Genomic DNA, 21,126 nt, shown 5'->3' on the forward strand with positions numbered 1-21,126 from the left:
CCCTTACAGGAGCACTGCAATGACATTCACCGCTTCTCAACTGCTGGCCCTGTTGCCCCTGTTGCTGACAACGGGGGCCATGCTGGCCCTGATGCTGGCCATCGCCTGGCGACGCTGTGACGACACCGCCTTCGTCGTCACCATCACGGGCCTCAACCTGGCGCTCTTCTCCCTGCCCATCGTGATGGCGCAGGGTGATCAGGGGGTCACCCCTCTGCTGCAGATTGACGGCTACGCCGTCTTCTACATGGGGCTGGTTCTCATCGGCGCCCTGGCCACCTGCACCTTCGGTCGCTCCTGGCTCAAGGGCTATCCGGACAACCGGGAAGAGTTCTATCTGCTGCTGCTGATCGCCACCGCTGGCGGCCTGGTGCTGGCAGGCTCCCGCCATCTCGCCTCCCTGTTCATCGGGATCGAGATGCTGACCCTGCCCATGTTCGGTCTGGTGGGCTACGCCTACCGCGAGCGCCATTCGCTGGAGGCCAGCATCAAGTACATGGTGCTCTCCGCCACCGCCACCGCCTTCCTGCTGTTTGGCATGGCGCTGCTCTACGCCCAGGCGGGCAGCCTGAGCTTCAGCGATCTCGGCCTGACCCTGGCGACCACCCCGGCTCACCAACCGCTGCTGATGGGCGGTCTGGGGCTGATGCTGGTGGGATTTGCCTTCAAGCTCTCCCTGGCCCCCTTCCACCTCTGGACACCTGACGTATACGAAGGCGCCCCGGCACCGGTGGCCACCTTTCTGGCCACCGTCAGCAAGATAGCCGTGTTCTGCGTGCTGCTGCGTTTCTATCTGGCGGTGCCTGCCGCGGCGGATCCCATGATCCACTGGCTGCTGGCCGCCATGGCGGTCATCTCCATCGTCATCGGCAACCTGTTGGCCCTGCTGCAGACCAACATCAAGCGGATGATGGGTTACTCCTCCATCGCCCACTTCGGTTATCTGCTGGCGGTGATCGTCGCCAGCCGCCTCGGCCAGATGCCAGTGGAAGCGGCCGGCGTCTACCTGCTGATGTACCTGTTCACCAACCTGGGGGCCTTTGGCGTCATCAGCATGATGTCCAGCCCCTATCGCGGCAAGGATGCGGACTCCCTGCACAGCTACCGTGGTCTGTTCTGGCACCGCCCCTACCTGACCGCCGTCATGACGGTGATGATGTTGTCGCTCGCGGGTATCCCCATGACGCTGGGCTTCATCGGCAAGTTCTATCTGATCGGGGTAACGGTCGATGCCAAGCTGTGGTGGCTCTGTGGTGCCATCGTGCTGGGCAGCGCCATGGGTCTCTATTACTACCTGCGCGTCATGGTCACCCTCTATCTGCTGGAACCCGGCATGCAGCTGCGCGATGCCAAGGCCGACTGGGCCGTCTCCTCGGGCGGCATGGTGGTGCTGCTCTCCGCCATCATAGTGGTGGCACTGGGCATCTACCCCCAGCCGGTCATCAGCCTGGTACAGGGCTTTCAAAACGTGGTACTGCGCTAAAAGTCGCGCCGCTGCCAGCAACACACAACCGGCCCGGGTGGCCGGTTTTTTATTGCTGGTTGAGCAAGCTCACAGCCGCAAGGCGGCAAGCTCACTTTTTATGCGTCTTTCTAACCGCTTATGTCACATCACAGGTCACAGCTGAGTATCATCCCCCCGACCCTTACTGATATATTCATGAAATACAGGAATGGAACTTGGTGTTATGACGCTGCCCTCCTTTTGCCTCTTTGATGCCCGCCCGCTGGCTGATGCGCCGCTCCCCTCTCGAGGAGGTCGACTTGATTGGCTGCTGGCCGAACAGGATATCGGTCGTGTCGCCGGGCGGCAGCAAGAGAGCCAGCACGGCCCGGTCGACACACTGGAGCGCGATGACTGCACCGGCCGTCAGCAGCGCTTTGGCCAGCAGCGCGAGCTGAACGCGCTGTTTACCTAGGGCGACGCCCACGAACTGGCTGGCGCACTCTCACTCAGCGAGATGGGTAGCTTGCGGGCAGGGGATTATTCTCTCTTCCACAACGGCGCCATTCTCTGTAACGGAGCAAGGCCGTCATGAACAACGACCATGCCATGGCCATCGTCTGCGATCTTGCCCTCTGCATCGGCCGCGAGGTGACCCGGGATGCCCTGTTGACCCAGGTGCTGCAACGCTTTCTGTTTCATTGTGCCTGCCCGGTTGGGCTGGTGCTGCAGCAGCTGCCACAGGGGGAGTACATGATCGTCAAGGCCATCGGGGACGAGCAGCTGATCCAGCAGCACGGGCAACCACTGGCGCTGCCCGCCTGGGTCAGTGACGGCGAGCAGTTCTCCCTGCACGGCGCCATTCCCCTGCCCGGCTCCCGTCCCTATCCCTTTGCCTACCGCTTGCGGATAGAGGGGGGCTATCTCATGCTGCTGCTCTCCCCGAGAACCGAGGATGGGGCTGAACAGCTGTGCCATCTGTTCAGCCCCATCCTCGGCAACCTGGCACGCGCGATCCAGCTGTGCCGGGACAGCGAGCAACTGGCCCTACGTCAACAAGCAGAGCGGGTGGATATGCAGCACGTCAACGAATCCCTGCTCAAGGCGATCCCCATTCCCGTGTGCTACCAGGACGTCGAGGGACGCTTCATCGGTTGCAACCCGACTTTTACCCAGATAACCGGTATCCGCAGGGCAGAGCTGCTGGGGAAGCGTGTGGATGATATTCTGCCGCCCGAGATGGCGGACGAGTACACCCAGCAGGACCTGGAGGTGCTGCGCAGCAAGCAGCCGCAATCTTTCGAACACAGCCTGATCGATCGCAGTGGCCATCGTTATCAGGTGCTCAACTTCAAGGATCTCTTCTACGACCATCAGGGCAAGGTGGCCGGCATCATAGGGGCACTGGTCGATATCACCCATATCAGGGAGAGCGAACAGCATCAGCGCACCTTGCTGTTTCAAACCATAGCGGCGCTCTCCTCCGCCATTGCCCACAAGGATCCCGGTACGGCTGGACATGAAAAGCGCGTACACGATCTCGCACTGGCCATTGGTCAGCACCTGCAGCTGCCACAGGATCGGCTGGATGGACTCGGTCTCGCGGCCATGGTCCACAACATAGGCCTGCTGCAGATCCCGGCCGACATCCTCACCCGCCCCCGTGAGCTCAGGCCGGTGGAGTTTGAACTGATCAAGCTACACCCTCAGGCCGGCTGTGACATCCTCCAACAGATAGACTTCCCCTGGCCCATCGCCACCATAGTGCTGCAGCATCACGAAAACATGGATGGCAGCGGCTACCCGCAAGGCCTGCAGAGTGATGCCATCTGCCTGGAGGCGCGCATCATCCGGGTGGCCGACTCGCTGGCCGCCATGACGGCGCACCGCCCCTTCCGCCGCGCCATGTCGCTGACCGATGCCTTCGCCCAGCTGACGCGCTATGCCGGCATCCACTATGACGAGCAGGTGGTGAATGCCTGCCTCTGCGTGTGGCAAGCAGGCTATCGTTTCACTACCCCCTGATCTGCCGCAGGAGCACAAATGACTTCAAGACCGGATACCTCGTCCCGCCGTCAGCTCGGCGCCCAGCTGCCGTTGCCCGCCGGCCCCCTCTGCGCTCAGGTGATGGATCAGCTGCCCTACCGTGTCCTGCTCAAGGATACCCGCTCCATCTTCACTGCCTGCAACCGACTGCTGGCCGATGATCTCGCCCTGGAGCCTGCCCAGATCATCGGTAAGTGTGATGCCGACTTTTTCCCGGCCGAGCTGGCCCAACGCTATCGGGATGACGATCTCAGGGTCATGACCAACGGCACAACGCACCAGCACGAAGAGCCCTACCTCAAGGACGGCGAGGCTCGCTGGCTCAGCACCACCAAGTTCCCCCTGCGCGATGAGCTGGGCGAGGTGATCGGTGTCGGGGTCTTTTTCGATGACATCACGGAGCAGAAACAGCAGCAGGAGCAGTTGCTGCAATATACCTGGACGCTGGAGGCCATTGGCCGCGCCCACCATGCCATGCTCAGGCAGGGGGATGAGCAGGTGCTGCTGCAGGAGATCTGTGACGCCATCACCTTTGATGGCCGTTTTCCCCTCGTGACTGTGCTGCAGGAGGCCGTGGATCAGGATGCACTGCAGATACTGGCGCAGGCGGGCAACGCCACCTGGTTTACCAACGACCACTGGCTCACCCGGGATCCGGCCTTGCGTCAGACCATCTGCGATGGCGAGCCACGCAACGAAGCATTGGCGAGCGAGGTTGTCCATCATTCGGCCACCTTGCGGGCCCGCCTGCTGCTCCCGCTACAATGGAATTCCACCGTGCGGGGCGCTCTGCTCATCCACAGCCCGCACGCCAGGGTCTTCACCGGGGAAGAGGTGCGACTCTTCAGCCAACTGGCCGATTACCTGGCCTATGGCCTGCAAGCCCGTGGCACTCAACAGGCCTATCTCGCCGCGCAGCGGGACAAGGTGCTGTATGCCCGTCAACTGGAGCTCGCGCTGGAGGATGCCCTGGGTGCCATCGCCGCCGTACTGGAGCAGCGCGATCCCTACACCGCAGGTCACCAGAAACACGTCGCCACGCTGGCCATGGCCATAGGCCGCGAGCTGGTACTGGGCGACAAGCAGCTTCGCGGCCTCTATCTGGGGGCCATGGTGCACGACATCGGCAAGATCCAGGTACCGGTCGACATCCTCACCAAACCGGGCAAGCTGACACCCCAGGAGTTCAATCTGGTCAAGGAGCACCCGACTGCCGGTTACCAGGTCCTCAAGGACATCGCCTTCCCCTGGCCCATCGCCCAGATGATCCACCAGCATCATGAGTATCTCGACGGCTCCGGCTATCCCGAGGGTCTCGAGGGGGATCAGATCTTGCTGGAGGCGCGCATTCTCACCGTGGCCGACATTGTCGAGTCCATGTCTTCGGATCGTCCCTACCGTGCCGCCCTCGGCATTCCCCAGGCCAGGGCTCACATCATACAGATGCGGGGAGCCCAACTGGACGAGGCGGTGGTGGATGCCTGCCTGCGCATTCTGGATCGGGGCGATTTCATCCCCCACGAGCTGGGCAACGGCTAGGTTGTGCTCAAGGTGTTCAAATTTCAGGCGCGGCAATGGCAGGCCATAAAAAGGGCTTCTAAAGAGGCCTATCAAGGTGGTGGTGACGTGAATAGATGCGGTATTTCAGGAAGGATGGGGCCCCATAGCATGAGGAGAACGTTTTTCAACCACGTTAGGAACGCAGCCTAGCAGTAAACAGAGAGACAAAAACCGGCCAGCTGGCCGGTTTTTGATTACTGCAGATTGCGCTGCGGGATTAACCCAGTTGCACCCGGGCGTTGCGGAACATCCGCATCCAGGCACCATCCTCGCCCCAGTTGTCCGGGTGCCAGGAGTTGGCCACGGTGCGGAACACCCGCTCAGGGTGCGGCATCATGATGGTGGCGCGACCATCTTGCGTGGTCACCGCGGTGATACCGTTCGGTGAGCCATTCGGGTTGGCCGGATACTGCTCGGTCACGCTGCCGCGGTTATCGACAAACCGCAGTCCTACCAGACCGCTGGCCTGCAACGCGCTCAGGTGAGCGGCATCGCGCACCTCCACCCGCCCTTCCCCATGGGAGACGGCAATGGGCATCACGGAACCCGCCATGCCGGCGAAGAAGGCGGAGGGAGACTCCTGCACCGCCACCAGACTGAAGCGTGCTTCGAAGCGCTCGGAGCGGTTGCGCACAAAGCGCGGCCACAGATCGGCCCCCGGGATCAGGGTGCGCAGGTTGGACATCATCTGGCAACCGTTACACACACCCAAGGAGAGGGTGTCACCACGCTCGAAGAAGCGCTGGAACTGCTCGCGGGCGTTGTCGTTGAACAGGATGGACTTGGCCCAGCCTTCCCCCGCCCCCAGCACATCGCCGTAGGAAAAACCGCCACAGGCCACCAGGGTCTGGAACTCCTCCAGCTTGATGCGGCCGGAGAGAATGTCACTCATGTGGACATCCACTGCGGCAAAGCCGGCACGATCAAACGCCGCCGCCATCTCCACGTGGGAGTTGACCCCCTGCTCGCGCAGCACAGCCAAACGGGGGGAGACACCACGGGCGATATAGGGCGCAGCCACATCCTCAGACAGGTTGTAGCTGAGCTTGGCCTGCAGACCCGGATCGGTGGCGTCCTGACGGGCCGCATGTTCCTGATCGGCGCACGCCGGGTTGTCCCGCAGACGCTGCATCTGCCAGCTGGTCTCGCCCCAGAGGGTGCGAAGCGCAGTGCGGCTGGCGCGATAGACCTCCTGACCTGCACGCGTGAGGGTGATGAGATCCCCCTCGCGCACTGTGCCCAGCACGTGGGAGCAGGCCGCCAGACCGTGACCGGCCAGCAGGGTCATCACAGCCTCTTTGTCGTCACGGCGCACCTGAATGACAGCACCCAGCTCCTCGTTGAACAGCGCCGGCAACAGTTCGCCACCGATGCGATCGAGCTGGATATCGAGGCCGCAGTGACCGGCAAAGGCCATCTCGGTCAGGGTGACGAACAGGCCGCCGTCGGAGCGGTCGTGATAGGCGATCAGTTTACGATCGGCCACCAGCGCCTGAATGGCGTTGAAGAAGCCCTTCAGCTGCACCGGATTGTCGAGATCCGGCGCCTTGTCGCCCAGCTGGCGATAAACCTGCGCCAGGGCAGAGGCACCGAGACGCTGCTTGCCGTTGCCAAGGTCGATGAGGATAAGGTCGGTCTCACCGAGATCGGTACGCAGCTGCGGGGTGACCGTGCTGCGCACATCCTCAACCCGGGCAAAGGCGGTGATGAGCAGGGAGAGCGGCGAGGTGACGCTGTGCTCCTTGCCATCCTGCTGCCAGCGGGTCTTCATGGACATGGAGTCCTTGCCGACCGGAATGGTGATGCCAAGGGCCGGGCAGAGCTCCTCGCCCACCGCCTTGACCGCCTCATAGAGGCCAGCATCCTCACCCGGATGACCGGCTGCGGACATCCAGTTGGCGGAAAGCTTGACCCGCTTGAGCGATCCAATGTGGGCCGGTGCCAGGTTGGTGAGCGCTTCGGCCACCGCCATGCGGGCAGAGGCGGCGTGGGAGAGCAGCGCAACCGGGGTGCGCTCGCCCATCGACATGGCTTCGCCGTGATAGCTGTCGTAGGTGGCGGCGGTGACAGCGCAATCGGCCACCGGGATCTGCCAGGGGCCAACCATCTGGTCGCGGTTAACCAGACCGGTCACGCTGCGATCGCCGATGGTGATGAGGAAGGATTTCTCCGCCACGGTCGGCAGGCGCAGTACCCGCTCGGCCGCATCACTCAGGGTGATGCCATCGAGCTGGAGCGCTTTGCCTTGGGCAGGCAGGGTCACCACGTCGCGGTGCATCTTGGGCGCCTTGCCCAGCAACACGTCCAGCGGCAGGTCGATGGGCTGGTTGTCAAAATGCGCATCCGACAGCGTCAGATGTTTCTCTTCGGTAGCAGTGCCGATAACCGCATAGGGCGCGCGCTCACGCTCGCACAGCGCCTTGAACAGGGGCAGCTTGTTCTGGGCCACCGCCAACACATAACGCTCCTGGGACTCGTTACACCAGATCTCCAGCGGGCTCATGCCCGGCTCGTCACTCTGGATAGCGCGCAAATCAAAACGACCACCGCGCTCACCGTCGTTGACCAGCTCCGGCATGGCGTTGGAGAGGCCACCGGCCCCCACGTCATGGATGAAGACGATGGGGTTCTCATCCCCCAGCTGCCAGCAGCGGTCGATCACCTCCTGGCAGCGGCGCTCCATCTCGGGGTTGTCGCGCTGCACCGAGGCAAAGTCGAGATCTTCGGCAGACTGGCCGGAGGCCATGGAGGAGGCTGCGCCGCCGCCCAGGCCGATGTTCATGGCCGGGCCGCCCAACACTATCAGGGCGGCCCCGACCGGGATCTCCCCTTTCTGAACGTGTTCGCTGCGGATGTTGCCCATGCCGCCCGCCAGCATGATGGGCTTGTGATAGCCACGCACCTCGACGCCGTTGTGGCTTGGCACTTCCTCTTCGAAGGTGCGGAAGTAGCCGAGAATGGCCGGACGACCGAACTCATTGTTAAAGGCGGCGCCGCCCAGCGGCCCCTCCTGCATGATGTCAAAGGCGCTGACGATACGGCTTGGTTTGCCGAAATCCTGCTCCCAGGGCTGCTCGAAACCGGGAATGCGCAGGTTGGAAACAGTGAAGCCCACCAGACCCGCCTTGGGCTTGGCCCCACGGCCGGTTGCACCTTCGTCACGGATCTCGCCGCCGGAGCCGGTGGCTGCCCCCGGGAAGGGGGAGATAGCGGTCGGGTGGTTGTGGGTCTCCACCTTCATCAGGATGTCGACGCGCTCCTGATGATACTGGTACTCACCACTGGCGGGGCTCGGGAAGAAGCGACCACCCTGGCTGCCTTCCATCACGGCGGCGTTGTCTTTATAGGCAGAGAGGACATGATCCGGCGTCTGCTCGAAGGTGTTCTTGATCATCTTGAACAGCGACTTGGGCTGCAGCTCGCCGTCTATGGTCCAGTCGGCGTTGAAGATCTTGTGACGACAGTGCTCGGAGTTTGCCTGGGCAAACATGTAGAGCTCGATGTCGTTGGGGTTGCGACCCAGGCGGGTGAAGTTCTCCACCAGATAGTCGATTTCGTCATCGGCCAGCGCCAGACCCAGCGCCACGTTGGCCGAGGCCAAGGCACTACGGCCACCGGCCAGCACATCCACCTGGGTGAAGGGGCGCGGCTCGTGGTGAGCAAACAGGGCGCTCGCAGCGTCCATGTCGGCAAACACCACTTCCATCATCCGATCATGCAACACGGCGGCAATGGCGCTGCGTTGGGCGGCGCTCAGCTCACCCTGCCCCTTGATGGTCAGGTAATAGGCAATACCACGCTCCAGCCGCTTGACCTGATTCAAGCCGCAGTTGTGAGCGATGTCGGTTGCTTTGGAAGACCAGGGGGAGATAGTGCCGGGGCGGGGGGTAACGAGAAACAGCTGACCGCTGGGGGTGTGTTCGGGGATGGTCGGGCCGTAGCGCAGGAGCTGGCCCAATGTCGCTCGCTCGGGCGGTGACAGCGGGCTCGAGAGCTCGGCAAAGTGCACATATTCGGCATAGACATCCTCTATCTCTACTCCGTTCTCCTCTCTCATCTGTGCGAAGTGTTGCAGCAGTTTTTGGACACGAAAATCAGACAGTGCTGGGGCACCACGCAAGATATCCATATGACCTTTCTCACCAAGTGTTAAAGTGGGGGGGAATTGAGACGCGCATATTATAGGGATCAGGCCGACGCCGGACAAACGTTTTTCTTGATTTACCGAGTGTGACTCGGTGCACACTCTCTGGTATAAAGGTCCCTCTTTTTTGACAAATGCTGATTTTTTCAACAAGGGTACTCCGCTACTTGCGCTGCATTTTTCGACTGCTTATCGGGCTGATGTTGCTGCTGACCCTGGTCGGTTGTAACTTCTACACCCCTTCCAGCCAGCTGGAACAGATCCGCCAACGAGGCGAGATCCGGGTTGGCACCATCTATGGCCCCACCTCCTATTACCAGCGTGACGAGACCGCCCAGGGCTTCGATTACGAGCTGGCGAAAAGCTATGCCGACTGGTTGGGCGTCGAGCTCACCATAGTCCCTGTCTACTCCACCGCCGAACTGGTCGAGCTGCTCAAGAAGGGCAAGCTGGATCTCGCCGCCGCCGCCATCGTCGTGACCCCGGAGCGGCGTGCCCTGTTTCGCTTCGGCCCTGGCTTTTATCAGGTCTCCCCCAAGCTGGTCTATCGCAACGGCTCCCCCAAACCCAAGGAGTTAGGGGATCTCAAGGGCTCCATTGTGGTGCCTGCCGGCTCCACCGGTGAAGACCTGCTCAAGGAGCTCAGCAAACAGCACCCCAATCTGACGTGGAGTACCAACCGGGACGCAGACGTGGAAGAGCTGCTCAAGCAGGTGGCCGACGGCAAGATTGATTACACAGTGGTGCAAGATACGGTGCTGGCCCGTACCCAGCGCTACTACCCCGAGCTCACCGAGGGGCTGACCCTCTCCAAAAACCAGACCGTGGCCTGGGCCATGACCAAGCTGCCCGATGACAGCCTCTACGCCAGCATCATCGACTTCTTCGGTCAGCGCTTCATGGATGGCGCCATCGCCAAGCTGGACGAGAAGTACTTCGGCCATGTGCAGAACTTCGACTTCGTCGACACCCGCACCTTCCTGCAGCGGGCCAAAAGCCTGCTGCCCAAGTATCAGGATCTGTTCAAGACTCACGCCAGCGTGGTGGATTGGCGCCTGCTGGCCGCCATCAGCTATCAGGAGTCCCACTGGGATCCTGAAGCGCGCTCCTACACAGGCGTGCGCGGCATGATGATGCTGACCGAGCCCACCGCCAAGGCGATGGGGGTCAACAACCGGCTGCACCCGGAGGAGAGCATCAAGGGCGGTGCCCGCTATCTGCAACAGATGATGGAGAAGGTGCCCGCCTCCGTGCCCGATGACGAGAAGGTGTGGTTTGCCCTCACCGCCTACAACATCGGCTACGGCCACATGATGGATGCCCGCCGTCTGACCAAGGAGCTCGGCAAGAACCCCGACGCCTGGAGCGACGTGAAGGAGGTACTGCCCCTGCTGCAGCAGGCGCGCTGGCACCGCAAGGCACGCTACGGCTATGCCCGGGGCGGCGAGGCGCGCAACTACGTCAACAACGTGCGCCAGTATTACCAGAGCCTGCTCTGGCTCGACAACGAGCAGCAGAAGGCCCACCGCCGCGAGGAGCTGGATGACGACGACAGCAGCGAGCCACAGAGTGCCGAACGCCCCACCGTCATCGCCGAAGTGGTCAAACAGATCACCCTGCGTTGAAGCCTGTTGACCAGTTTGTTTTACGGGTCGGTTCTCTGTTACCATCCGGATGTGCCGGGGCCTGTCCGAAACTGTTTTTATCGACTGATTTCATCAGCTTGCCAGCTGGATGACCGCATTTTCAGATGGGCTCCATTCATCAAGGCCGGGATGGCCATCCAATGGGAGGAGACCAAGATGCGAGCTCGCAGAAGAACCACACTGGTCAGAAAAGCAAAGTGCGCCTGGAGCCCCAGACGTAAACTCAAGCTCAATGACATCAAACGCAAGATATGGCGCAGAAACCGCTCCTACACCTTGCTGATAGCAGAACACACAGCATAAACCCGGCATTTGCCGGGTTTTTTATTGCCTCACGCCTGCCCTGCCGGGGTCGCCTCAAAGATCACCGTGCGCTTCGACACCAGGCTGTTGCAGTGGTTACAGAAGTAATCCACAGCGCCGCAGGCCTTGAGCCGCTCCAGCTCTTGCTGGCAGGTCGGACACAAGGCCCGGATGCGATAACGGGCCTGACACTGACCACAGCGGATCTCGGGGCTGCGGCTGTCCAGCTCGGCGCTGCAGGCCGGGCATATCAGGGTGCTCATACTCGACGCCTCTCAAAGTGAATGTGCTGTGGGCCACCCCACAGCAGATCCCCCTCGCCTCTTACCCAGAAAAAACGGCTGCCGGTGAGGGCAGCCGCTGGGCCTTATTTCTTGGTTTTGGCCTTGAGCAGGCGCTTGCGTTGACGCTCCTGGCTCAGGGTCATGGTGTTCTTCCGCCCCTCAAACGGGTTGGCCGACTCCTGGAACTCGACCCGGATCGGGGAGCCCATGATCTTGAGCGACTTGCGGAAGTAGTTGATGAGATATCGCTTGTACGAATCCGGCAGGTCGTTCAACTGGTTGCCGTGGATCACGATACGGGGCGGGTTGTAACCACCGGCGTGGGCATACTTCAGCTTGACGCGGCGACCGTTCACCATGGGCGGCTGGTGATCTTCCTGAGCCATCTGCATGATGCGGGTCAGCATGGCGGTGCTGGTACGGCGGGTGGCGGACTGGTACGCCTCCTGGATGGATTCAAACAGGTGGCCGACGCCGCTGCCGTGCAGAGCAGAGATGAAGTGGACACGGGCAAAATCGATGAAGCCCAGGCGTCTGTCCAGCTCGTTCTTGACGTCCTCTTTCACCTTCTGATCCAGGCCATCCCACTTGTTCACCACCAGCACCACTGATCGGCCTGAGTGAAGCACGAAGCCGAGGATGCTCAAATCCTGATCCGTGATGGTCTCCTGGGCATCGATCACCAGCAGGCAGACGTTCGCATCTTCAATAGCCTTGAGCGTCTTGATGACGGAGAACTTCTCCACCGTCTCGTGCACCTTGCCACGACGACGCACACCGGCGGTATCGATGATGACGTACTTCTGCTCGTCACGTTCCATCGGAACATAGACGGAGTCACGGGTGGTCCCCGGCATGTCATAGACGATGACGCGGTCTTCACCCAGCATGCGGTTGGTCAGGGTCGATTTGCCGACGTTGGGGCGACCGACGATGGCGAACTTGATGGGCAAGTCGGCGAACGGGGTCTCCTTGGTATCTTCCCTGGTATCGAGATCACCGGCGGCTACCATGCGCAGCAGGGCTTCTTCGTCGAAGTCCTCTTCTTCATCCTGCGCATCTTCTTCGGCAGCGGCATCGACCAGGGTTTCCAGGTGGGGGGCCAGCGCCAGCTCCAACAGGCTCAGCACGCCACGGCCGTGGGCGGCGGCAATCTGATAGACCTCCCCCAGCGCCAGACCGTAGAACTCGGACACGGCGGAGTCACCGTCGATGCCATCGGTCTTGTTGGCCACCAGAAACACCGTCTTGTGGGTCTTGCGCAGGTGCTCGGCGATGGCCTGATCCGCCGCAGTCAGACCGGCACGGGCATCCACCATGAACAGCACCACATCGGCTTCTTCGATGGCCAGCAGGGACTGTTCGGCCATCTTCAGCTCGATCCCCTCTTCGGTGCCATCGATACCACCGGTATCCACCACGATAAATTCCAGCTCGCCCAACTTCGCCTGACCGTATTTACGGTCCCGGGTCAAACCGGGGAAGTCGGCCACCAGGGCATCCCGGGTACGGATCAAGCGGTTAAACAGGGTGGATTTCCCCACGTTGGGGCGGCCCACCAGGGCTACTACAGGAGTCATAAAAGCCTCATTCTCAAGACGACAAAGGCTCCGGGTCCGAAGACCAGGAGCCGGATATTCACATTGACGGGCGATCAGGGACGCGAAATTGCGTACAACTTACCGCCACGGCTCTGCACATACAGGGTGTCACCGTCCACCAAGGGGGCGGCGTAGAGACCACTGCTGTCGAGCTGCTGCACGGCCTTGATGGTACCGTCGGTACGATCCAGCCAATACAGGTAACCTTCCACATCGCCGACCACCACATAGTCACCCAAGATGACAGGGGCAGTCACGGTTCGGTTTTCCAGCTGGGTATTGGACCACAGCTCAAGCCCGTTGCGTCTGTCAACGGCAAACAGATGGCTGCGGCTGTCGGTCAGCACGATGGCATTGCCGGTCACCGCCATGTCGCGGTAGCCGGAGTACTTGCGCTTCCACACCTCGTCACCCGTCATCAGCTTGCGTGCCATCAGCTGACCATTGTAGGCAATGGCATAGAGCTCATCGCCGGCGATCAGCGGGCTGGCATCGACGTCGACCATGCGGTCAAGCTCAGTGGCACCACGGGGATCAGCCACCTTGGATTGACGAACCGGCTGACCGTTGCTCAGCAGTGCAATGCCAACCTTGCCATCGGCACGACCATAAATCACCGCGCCATTGGTAATGACCGGGGCACCGGCACTGCGCAGTGTCAGCGGCGGCTGCTCTTCCGCCAGGGTCCACTGCAACTTGCCTTCATCGGTATCGAGCGCCACCAGGCGACCCGAGGTGGTCAGCACCACCACACGACCATCTTCGACGACAGGGCTTGCCACCACTTCACCCGGCACCGAGGTCTGCCACAGTACTTCCCCGTTCTCTGCGTTCAGGGCGTAAACCACCCCGTTCTCGGAGCCGAGGAACAGCTTGCCGTAGCGAGAGACCAGACCGCCGGAGAGACGGGCGCTGCGCTTGTCGGCGTTGATGGGCAAGTCAGCCAAGTCCACACGCCACAGCACCTTGCCGCTGGCGCGATCGAAGGCACTCACAGTGCCATCGCGGGCCGCGGCAAAGATGCGATCCTCTTCCACCACAGGTTTGAGCTGGGAGTAGAAGTCACCTATGCCATTCCCGACGGAAGAGGACCAGACGATGTTGGCAGTGAAGGCAGATTCAACCACGGGCAAAGGTGCCATCGGATTGAGATCTTCTTCGGAGCTGAACAGGGAGCACCCCTGCAGGGCGAAGGAGACTGCTGCCCCCAACACCATCATCTTGAACAGATTACGCATCCGGAGCTCCACCCGTGGTCACGGCTGGCAGCGCCAGATCGTCCATCTTCAGCTTGAGCTCGCCACTACCCTGCAGGCCGCCGGCATCGGCCGCCGCCTGATAGGCATCGCGCGCCTCTTCGGCCTTGCCCTGTTTGAGCAGGATGTCGCCACGCACTTCCGCCACTTGGGCCTTGAAGGCGTCATTGTTGATCTTGCCAAGCTGGGCCAGGGCCTCATCGGCCTTGCCCAGATCATTTAAGACCCGGGCCAGACGCAGGCCAGCGATGGGACGAATGCTCTCATCACCACTGTTCGCCACCAGGGTCAGCTGCTCGACAGCCAGATCCAGCTTGTTTGCCTTGACGGCAGCCGCAGCCAGTTGCAGGGCGGCCAGCTCGGCGTAAGCATCACCCTGGTGGGCACTGATGAAGCTTTGCACCTGTTCGAAGGCGGCGGCATCCCCTTTGGCCAGCTGGGCCGAGATCTCGTTGTAGGCCTGGGAAGCGGCTTCCTGGTTGGTCTGCTGACGCTCGTTGTAATAACGCCAGCCAAAGAGCCCAACCAGACCGATAACAGTTCCTGCGAGCACCGAGGTTCCGTTCTCTTTCCACCAGCTCTTGATGACCTCAACCTGTTGTTCTTCGGTGGTATAAACTTCCACTGCTTACTCTCCTTTGGCTGCCAGCAGGGCAATGGCGGCGTCGACCGTGACGGTCTGTTGCTCGGCCTGGCCACGCAGATATTTGATGGTGATCTCCCCGTTTTGCACCTCGGTTTCACCAAGGATCAGGGCAATGGCCGCACCGCACTTGTCGGCACGCTTGAGTTGTTTCTTGAAGTTGCCGCCACCGCAGTGGCTCATCAGGCGCAAGTCAGGCAGGGCATCACGCAGCCGCTCGGCAAGCGCGAAACCAGCCTGCTCGGTCCCCTCGCCCACCATGGCCAGATAGACATCCACCGCAGGACGGATATCGCCGTTGAGCTCGAGAGTCTCCAGCATCAGCACCAGACGCTCCATGCCCATGGCAAAGCCCACGGCCGGGGTCGCTTGACCGCCAAGCTGCTCCACCAGGCCGTCGTAACGGCCACCGGCACAGACGGTGCCCTGAGCACCCAGGCTGGTGGTGACCCACTCGAACACGGTGAGGTTGTAATAGTCAAGGCCGCGCACCAGACGCTCGTTCACTTCGAACTGGATGCCAGCGGCGGTGAGCAGGCGTTTGAGCCCTTCGAAGTGAGCCAGGCTCTCTTCACCCAGGTGATCGAACAGACGCGGGGCATTCACCAGAATGGCCTGTACCTTGGCATCCTTGGAGTCGAGCACCCGCAGCGGGTTGCTGTACATGCGGCGCTGGCTCTCTTCGTCCAGCTGATCCTTGTACTGCTCAAGGTAGGCCACCAGGGCATCGCGATAGGCGGCGCGCTCGGCACTCTGACCCAGGGTGTTGAGCTGCAGGGTGACATGACCGCTGATGCCGAACAGACGCCACAGGCGGTGGGTCAGCATGATGAGTTCGGCGTCAATATCTGGCCCCTTGATGCCAAACAGCTCGACCCCGAACTGGTGGAACTGGCGGTAACGGCCCTTCTGGGGACGCTCGTGGCGGAACATGGGACCCATGTACCACATACGGCGTTCCTGGTTATAGAGAAGACCGTGCTCGATACCGGCACGGACGCAGCTGGCGGTCCCTTCCGGACGCAGGCTCAGGCTGTCGCCGTTGCGGTCTTCGAAGCTGTACATCTCTTTTTCAACCACGTCGGTCACTTCACCGATGGCACGCTTGAACAGATGAGTCTGCTCGACGATCGGCATGCGCACTTCGCTGTAGCCATAGCTGGCGACCACTTGGCGCAGTATCTGTTCTACTTTCTGCCATACCGGGCTCTGCTCCGGCAGGCAATCGTTCATACCGCGAATAGCTTGGATCTGTTTTGCCACGTTGATACTCGAGAAAAAGACGTGAAATTTGGCCGCATTATAGGGATTTTCGACCCTGAGGTAAAATCGGGGCGTTCCAATGCGGGATTTAAAATCAGCAACCTAAAGACGGGGCCACCCTAGGTGGCCCCGCACTGGCTCAACCCTCGTCCACCAGGATCTGGTTGGCCGGATCCAGCATGGCCGCCCGGGCGCGAATGCGGCGCTCCAAGATCGGGATGAGATCCTTGTTGTCCAGCCGGTCGACCCGCTGACCGCCCTCGTAGAAGGCGCTCTTGTTGGCGGCCCCCGCCAGCCCCAGATCGGAGACCAGCGCCTCGCCCGGCCCGTTAACCACACAGCCGATGATGGAGACATCCATGGGGGTGATGATGTCTTCCAGCCGCTCTTCCAGGGCGTTGACGGTACCGATCACGTCGAACTCCTGACGAGAACAGGAAGGACAGGCAATGAAGTTGATGCCGCGGGAACGGATGCGCAGGGATTTGAGGATATCAAAGCCTACCTTGATCTCTTCCACCGGATCCGCCGCCAGCGAGATACGAATGGTATCGCCTATGCCATCGGCCAGCAGCATGCCAAGCCCGACAGCGGATTTCACTGCGCCAGCGCGAAAACCGCCCGCTTCCGTGATGCCAAGGTGCAGCGGCTGCTCGATCTGTTTGGCCAGCAGGCGATAGGCCCCGATGGCCAGGAAGACGTCTGACGCCTTGACGCTCACCTTGAAGTTGTCGAAGTTGAAGCGATCCAGGTAATCCACGTGGCGCATGGCCGACTCAAGCAGCGCCTGCGGGGTCGGCTCACCGTACTTCTCCTGAATGTCTTTCTCAAGAGAACCGCCGTTGACGCCGATGCGGATTGGAATGTTGTAGTGGCGCGCGCAATCGACCACGGCACGTACCCGCTCTTCGTTGCCTATGTTGCCCGGGTTGATGCGCAGGCAGTCGGCGCCATACTCGGCCACTTTGAGCGCGATGCGGTAGTCGAAGTGGATGTCGGCAACGATGGGGATACGGGTCTGCTGCTTGATGAGCTTGAAGGCTTCCGCCGCTTCCATGGTGGGTACCGAGACCCGGACTATGTCGGCGCCAACCCGTTCGATCCGCCGGATCTGCTCGACGGTGGCGGCTACGTCCGTGGTCTTGGTGTTGGTCATGGTCTGGACCGTGATGGGTGCGTCGCCCCCAACCGGTACGTTACCGACCATGATCTGCCTGGATTTACGACGAATGATGGGAGATTCGTGAGCGGACATGGCGGACAGATTACTCCTGCGGCAGTGAGAGGCGAGCAGTCCGGCCGTTGTTGTAACGGCTCATGTCGATGGACTTGCCCTGATATTCCATATTGACCGCCATGGGCGCGCCAATGATGAGCTTGAGCGGCTCGGGTCCTTCCAATACCAGTTGATCATTTGCCTTTTTCAGGCCGCTGAACAGTGTCTTGCCCTTGGCATCCTTGACGTCCAGCCAGCAGTCGGCGGTGAAACTCATCTTGAGCTGAGGTGCCTTGGCGGGATCCGTCGTCGCATCGTCTGCTACCGCCAGCGTCGACACACCCGCAGCGGCCACAGTCGCCACGGCGGCATCAGCTACGGGAGCATAGACCGCAGCCTCGGTGCCGGTCGCCGCGGAGATCGGTGCAGCCACGCTAGCGTCGACTGCAACCGGTGATTGCACCGCCCCCTCAATGAGAACAGGGTTAACAATCTCTGGCGACGCCTCGGCAGAGGGCACCACGATGGTAGCGCTCATTTCAGTGGCCGCCAGGGCCTCGTCACCGGCGGAGCGGCGCGCCGTGCTCTGCCACCACCAGGCGACGGAGAGCGCGATCAGCACCAAGATCACCAGCCAGGTCACCACCTTTAGCCGACTGTCGTTGGCCTGCTGGCGCGAGCGACGGGAGAAGCTCTGCATATCGATGTTGTCGGGAGGGGTCAGCCCCAGCTTGTCGTAGGCGGCCAGGATGGTTTCATCCGGGATGCCGACCAGCTTGGCGTAGGTACGCAGGTAGCCCCGGATAAAGGTATGGGAAGTGTGCTTGTCATACGTATCTGATTCGATCGCAGCAATCAGGGTCAGACGAAGGTGAATGCGGGACGCAACCTGTTCTCGTGTCCAGCCAAGCTGTTCACGGGCGTTGCGCAGCAGCTGGCCTGGGCCTGCTACCTGAGAGTCGTCTTGAAAATCGTGTGGCTGTTCAGTAGTCATTGGCTAAGTAACGCTTGGCTTGTTGCGAAGAGGGATATTGCCTTACCAGCTCAGTGCCGAATTGGTGAAGGAGTGCCGGTTTGTCCATGGCCTGAGCCAGCCGCAATCTCAACCAGAGACTGCTCTCGTTCTCGTCTGACGCATCGGCGAAACGAGCGAGATAGGCCTGCACATCTGGCAGCTTGTCATCTTTCATGGAAAGCTCAGCCATGTCCAGCAATAACCTTGGATTGCGGGGATTATACCCCAAGGCCAAGCGATAGTACTCGCTTGCTTTATCATTTCTACGATTTTGCGCGGCGCAAAGTGCCGCATTTTCATAGGTATCAGCAATCTTGATGTAATTGGGTTGGCTGATCGCCTGCAGGAAGGCCTTCTCCGCCTCGTCGAAGCGACCACGGTTGCACAGGAAGGCACCATAGTTGTTCATTGCGTCAGCATTGGACGGATCCATGGCGAGAGCTTTCTTGTAGCTCTCCTCGGCCGCGTTGTAATCCTCTACCTGCTGGTAGAAGTAAGCGAAGCCGATATAGACCTGAGGGTTGTCGGGGTCGTACTGAAGGGCGCGATCAAGGTTGAACTTGGCCTGCTCGGCATTGCCCTGTCGAAGATATTGAATGCCTAAGTCCAGACGAGTCTGGGCAGCAGCCTTGAGGTCGGGACCCACTTCACGCTGGGTCGAATTTTGGCCCGCGTAAGTGGTCTCGGTAACACAGCCTGGCAGCGCGCAGAGCGCTGCCACTACGATCAATGTACGTGTATCCATTCCCTGACTATACAATGGCTTAGCTATTTAAACCATTTTGACGGAAATCCCATCCTGTTGCATCCGATTTTTCATGGTGCGTTTGGTGCGATCTATCACCTCCCCCACCAGCTGACCGCAGGCGGCATCTATGTCGTCACCACGGGTCTTGCGGACGATGACGGTGAAGCCATATTCCATCAACACCTTGGAGAAACGGTCGATGCGGCTGTTGCTCGGCTTGCCATAGGGGTTGCCCGGGAAGGGGTTGAACGGGATCAGGTTGATCTTGCTCGGGGTGTCTTTGAGCACCTTGGCCAGCTCGTGGGCATGCTGCATGTCGTCATTGATATGATCGAGCAGCACATACTCCACCGTCACACGGCCGCCATTGGCATTGGACTTGGCCAGATAACGGCGCACTCCAGCGAGGAAGTCCTCGATGTTGTACTTGTCGTTGATCGGCATGATCTCGGAGCGCAGCTTGTCGTTCGGCGCATGCAAGGAGATGGCCAGGGCCACGTCAATTTGATCACCAAGGATATCCAGCGCTGGCACCACACCCGAGGTGGAGATGGTCACGCGGCGCTTGGAGATACCGTAGCCGAAGTCATCCATCATCAGGCGCATGGCAGGCACCACATTGGCGAGGTTGAGCAGCGGCTCGCCCATGCCCATCATTACTACGTTAGTGATGGGGCGCTTGCCACCGACTATCTTGGCGGCGCGCCACACCTGGCCGATGATCTCGGACACTTTCAGATTGCGGTTAAAACCCTGCTGGGCGGTGGAGCAAAACTTGCACGCCAGCGCGCAACCGACCTGGGAGGAGACGCACAGGGTGGCTCGGTCTTCTTCCGGGATGTAGACGGTTTCCACTTCCTGACCGCCGACCTGCAACGCCCACTTGATGGTGCCATCCGCGGAACGCTGTTCACGGCTCACTTCCGGCGCGCGGATCTCGGCGATCGCCTTCAGGCGCTCGCGCAGTACCTTGTTGACGTTGTTCATCTGATCGAAATCATCACAACCGAAGTGATAGATCCACTTCATGATCTGATCTGCCCGGAATGGCTTCTCGCCCAGTTCGACGAAGAAGGCACGCATGGCATCCCGATCAAGATCCAGCAGGTTGGTTTTTATTTCGCTCATCAAAGGCCTCAGTCCACAAACTACATAAATTATTGGCTGACGATGTCAGGGGGCGGCATTGTACAAATAATGGGTCTGGCTTTCTACCCGGAGAATAAGGGGATATTGACCAAAAGGCCAAAAAACAAAAGGGAGCCGAGGCTCCCTTGATCATCTCAGGACAAGATCAGCGGCGCGGGCAGATCTCGTTGTCGGAGAAGAAGTAGGCAATTTCACGGGCGGCAGAGGCCGGGGCGTCGGAACCATGCACCGCGTTGCGGTCGATGCTCTCGGCGTAGCAGGCACGCAGGGTACCGGCCTGGGCCTCTTTCGGGTTGGTCGCCCCCATGATTTCACGGTGACGGCGGATGGCCTCTTCCCCTTCCAGCACCTGTACCATCACAGGGCCCGAGGTCATAAAGCTGACCAGTGCATCATAGAAAGGCTTGCCCTGGTGTTCTGCGTAGAAACCGGCGGCTTGCTCGCTGCTCATGTGCAGCATCTTGGCGGCGATGACCTTCAGGCCAGCGCTCTCGAAGCGGTTGTAGATGGCACCGATCAGGTTTTTGCTGACAGCATCCGGTTTCACGATAGAGAAGGTACGTTCGATGGCCATTGAGATCTTTCCTTAACTACAGAGTTTTATTGTTAGAATCCATGTTCGGCGGCGATTATACGTAAACAAAAACCGAAACAACACACAAAAAAGCAACTTTTTATTAAACAAAAGCGTCCTCAAAACAACATCACCACTCATCTTGACCCAGTGCAGCAGGAAAAAATGTGCGCTTGTGCACGATAGCCCTGTTAAGCCTCTAAAACCCAGCCTATTGCTCACTAATCCAGCACA

The 21,126-nt window shown here is 60.5% G+C and carries 15 protein-coding genes and 1 pseudogene; 5 read left to right on the forward strand and 11 right to left on the reverse strand.

What is annotated here, in order from left to right; all coding sequences use genetic code 11:
* Positions 1-19: 19 nt before the first annotated feature.
* The 4 genes and pseudogenes from nuoN (at position 20) to GWQ22_RS03475 (ending at position 5,029) form a co-directional block, all read left to right on the forward strand.
* On the forward strand, positions 20-1,483 hold the full coding sequence (gene nuoN, locus GWQ22_RS03460) for an NADH-quinone oxidoreductase subunit NuoN (protein WP_275929462.1): 1,464 nt from the start codon (positions 20-22) through the stop codon (positions 1,481-1,483).
* A 328-nt stretch (positions 1,484-1,811) separates the two neighbouring features.
* A pseudogene (locus tag GWQ22_RS21850) lies at positions 1,812-2,039 on the forward strand (hypothetical protein); the annotation flags it as partial.
* Positions 2,036-3,469 carry an HD domain-containing phosphohydrolase gene (locus tag GWQ22_RS03470; protein ID WP_275929464.1) on the forward strand — a complete coding sequence of 478 codons (1,434 nt, stop codon included), beginning with the start codon at positions 2,036-2,038 and terminating at the stop codon, positions 3,467-3,469. The pseudogene GWQ22_RS21850 and the gene GWQ22_RS03470, both read left to right, overlap by 4 nt.
* Before the next feature lie 18 nt (positions 3,470-3,487).
* Positions 3,488-5,029 (forward strand): HD domain-containing phosphohydrolase, encoded by a 1,542-nt coding sequence (locus GWQ22_RS03475; RefSeq protein ID WP_275929465.1) that lies wholly within the window; start codon positions 3,488-3,490, stop codon positions 5,027-5,029.
* A gap of 238 nt (positions 5,030-5,267) precedes the next feature.
* On the opposite strand, the gene purL is transcribed toward GWQ22_RS03475, so the two are convergent.
* On the reverse strand, positions 5,268-9,179 hold the full coding sequence (gene purL / locus GWQ22_RS03480) for a phosphoribosylformylglycinamidine synthase (protein WP_275929466.1): 3,912 nt from the start codon (positions 9,177-9,179) through the stop codon (positions 5,268-5,270).
* A 149-nt stretch (positions 9,180-9,328) separates the two neighbouring features.
* Here purL and mltF point away from each other — a divergent pair, with 149 nt between their 5' ends.
* Entirely contained in the window at positions 9,329-10,819 is a 1,491-nt protein-coding gene (gene mltF / locus GWQ22_RS03485; RefSeq protein WP_275929467.1) for a membrane-bound lytic murein transglycosylase MltF, read from the forward strand.
* A 353-nt stretch (positions 10,820-11,172) separates the two neighbouring features.
* On the opposite strand, the gene GWQ22_RS03490 is transcribed toward mltF, so the two are convergent.
* The 10 genes from GWQ22_RS03490 to ndk all read right to left on the reverse strand — a co-directional run bounded on the left by GWQ22_RS03490 (position 11,173) and on the right by ndk (position 20,892).
* A complete protein-coding gene (locus tag GWQ22_RS03490) occupies positions 11,173-11,406 on the reverse strand; it encodes a zinc ribbon domain-containing protein (RefSeq protein ID WP_108535818.1) in 234 nt (77 codons plus the stop codon).
* A gap of 104 nt (positions 11,407-11,510) precedes the next feature.
* Positions 11,511-13,007 carry a ribosome biogenesis GTPase Der gene (gene der, locus GWQ22_RS03495; RefSeq protein WP_275929468.1) on the reverse strand — a complete coding sequence of 499 codons (1,497 nt, stop codon included), beginning with the start codon at positions 13,005-13,007 and terminating at the stop codon, positions 11,511-11,513.
* 74 nt (positions 13,008-13,081) lie between these two features.
* Positions 13,082-14,266: an outer membrane protein assembly factor BamB gene (bamB, locus tag GWQ22_RS03500; RefSeq protein WP_275929469.1), complete on the reverse strand. Its 1,185-nt coding sequence runs from the start codon at positions 14,264-14,266 to the stop codon at positions 13,082-13,084.
* The gene (locus GWQ22_RS03505; protein WP_042034395.1) at positions 14,259-14,909 is read right to left on the reverse strand and encodes a tetratricopeptide repeat protein; all 651 of its coding nucleotides are present in this window, start codon (positions 14,907-14,909) and stop codon (positions 14,259-14,261) included. Before GWQ22_RS03505 ends, bamB begins: the two co-directional genes overlap by 8 nt.
* 3 nt (positions 14,910-14,912) lie before the next feature.
* Positions 14,913-16,190: a histidine--tRNA ligase gene (hisS, locus tag GWQ22_RS03510; RefSeq protein WP_275929470.1), complete on the reverse strand. Its 1,278-nt coding sequence runs from the start codon at positions 16,188-16,190 to the stop codon at positions 14,913-14,915.
* Positions 16,191-16,329: 139 nt separating this feature from the next.
* Entirely contained in the window at positions 16,330-17,445 is a 1,116-nt protein-coding gene (ispG, locus tag GWQ22_RS03515) for a flavodoxin-dependent (E)-4-hydroxy-3-methylbut-2-enyl-diphosphate synthase (protein WP_042034644.1), read from the reverse strand.
* Positions 17,446-17,455: 10 nt separating this feature from the next.
* The gene (gene rodZ / locus GWQ22_RS03520) at positions 17,456-18,400 is read right to left on the reverse strand and encodes a cytoskeleton protein RodZ (RefSeq protein WP_275929471.1); all 945 of its coding nucleotides are present in this window, start codon (positions 18,398-18,400) and stop codon (positions 17,456-17,458) included.
* Entirely contained in the window at positions 18,390-19,181 is a 792-nt protein-coding gene (gene tapF, locus GWQ22_RS03525) for a PilW family type IVa pilus biogenesis/stability lipoprotein TapF (RefSeq protein ID WP_157013240.1), read from the reverse strand. Before tapF ends, rodZ begins: the two co-directional genes overlap by 11 nt.
* A gap of 12 nt (positions 19,182-19,193) precedes the next feature.
* On the reverse strand, positions 19,194-20,297 hold the full coding sequence (locus GWQ22_RS03530) for a bifunctional tRNA (adenosine(37)-C2)-methyltransferase TrmG/ribosomal RNA large subunit methyltransferase RlmN (RefSeq protein ID WP_042034400.1): 1,104 nt from the start codon (positions 20,295-20,297) through the stop codon (positions 19,194-19,196).
* Positions 20,298-20,463: 166 nt separating this feature from the next.
* Positions 20,464-20,892 carry a nucleoside-diphosphate kinase gene (ndk, locus tag GWQ22_RS03535; protein WP_042034402.1) on the reverse strand — a complete coding sequence of 143 codons (429 nt, stop codon included), beginning with the start codon at positions 20,890-20,892 and terminating at the stop codon, positions 20,464-20,466.
* Positions 20,893-21,126 lie beyond the last annotated feature (234 nt).

It is taken from the genome of Aeromonas sp. 1HA1, assembly GCF_029237385.1.
Lineage (GTDB): Bacteria > Pseudomonadota > Gammaproteobacteria > Enterobacterales > Aeromonadaceae > Aeromonas > Aeromonas popoffii.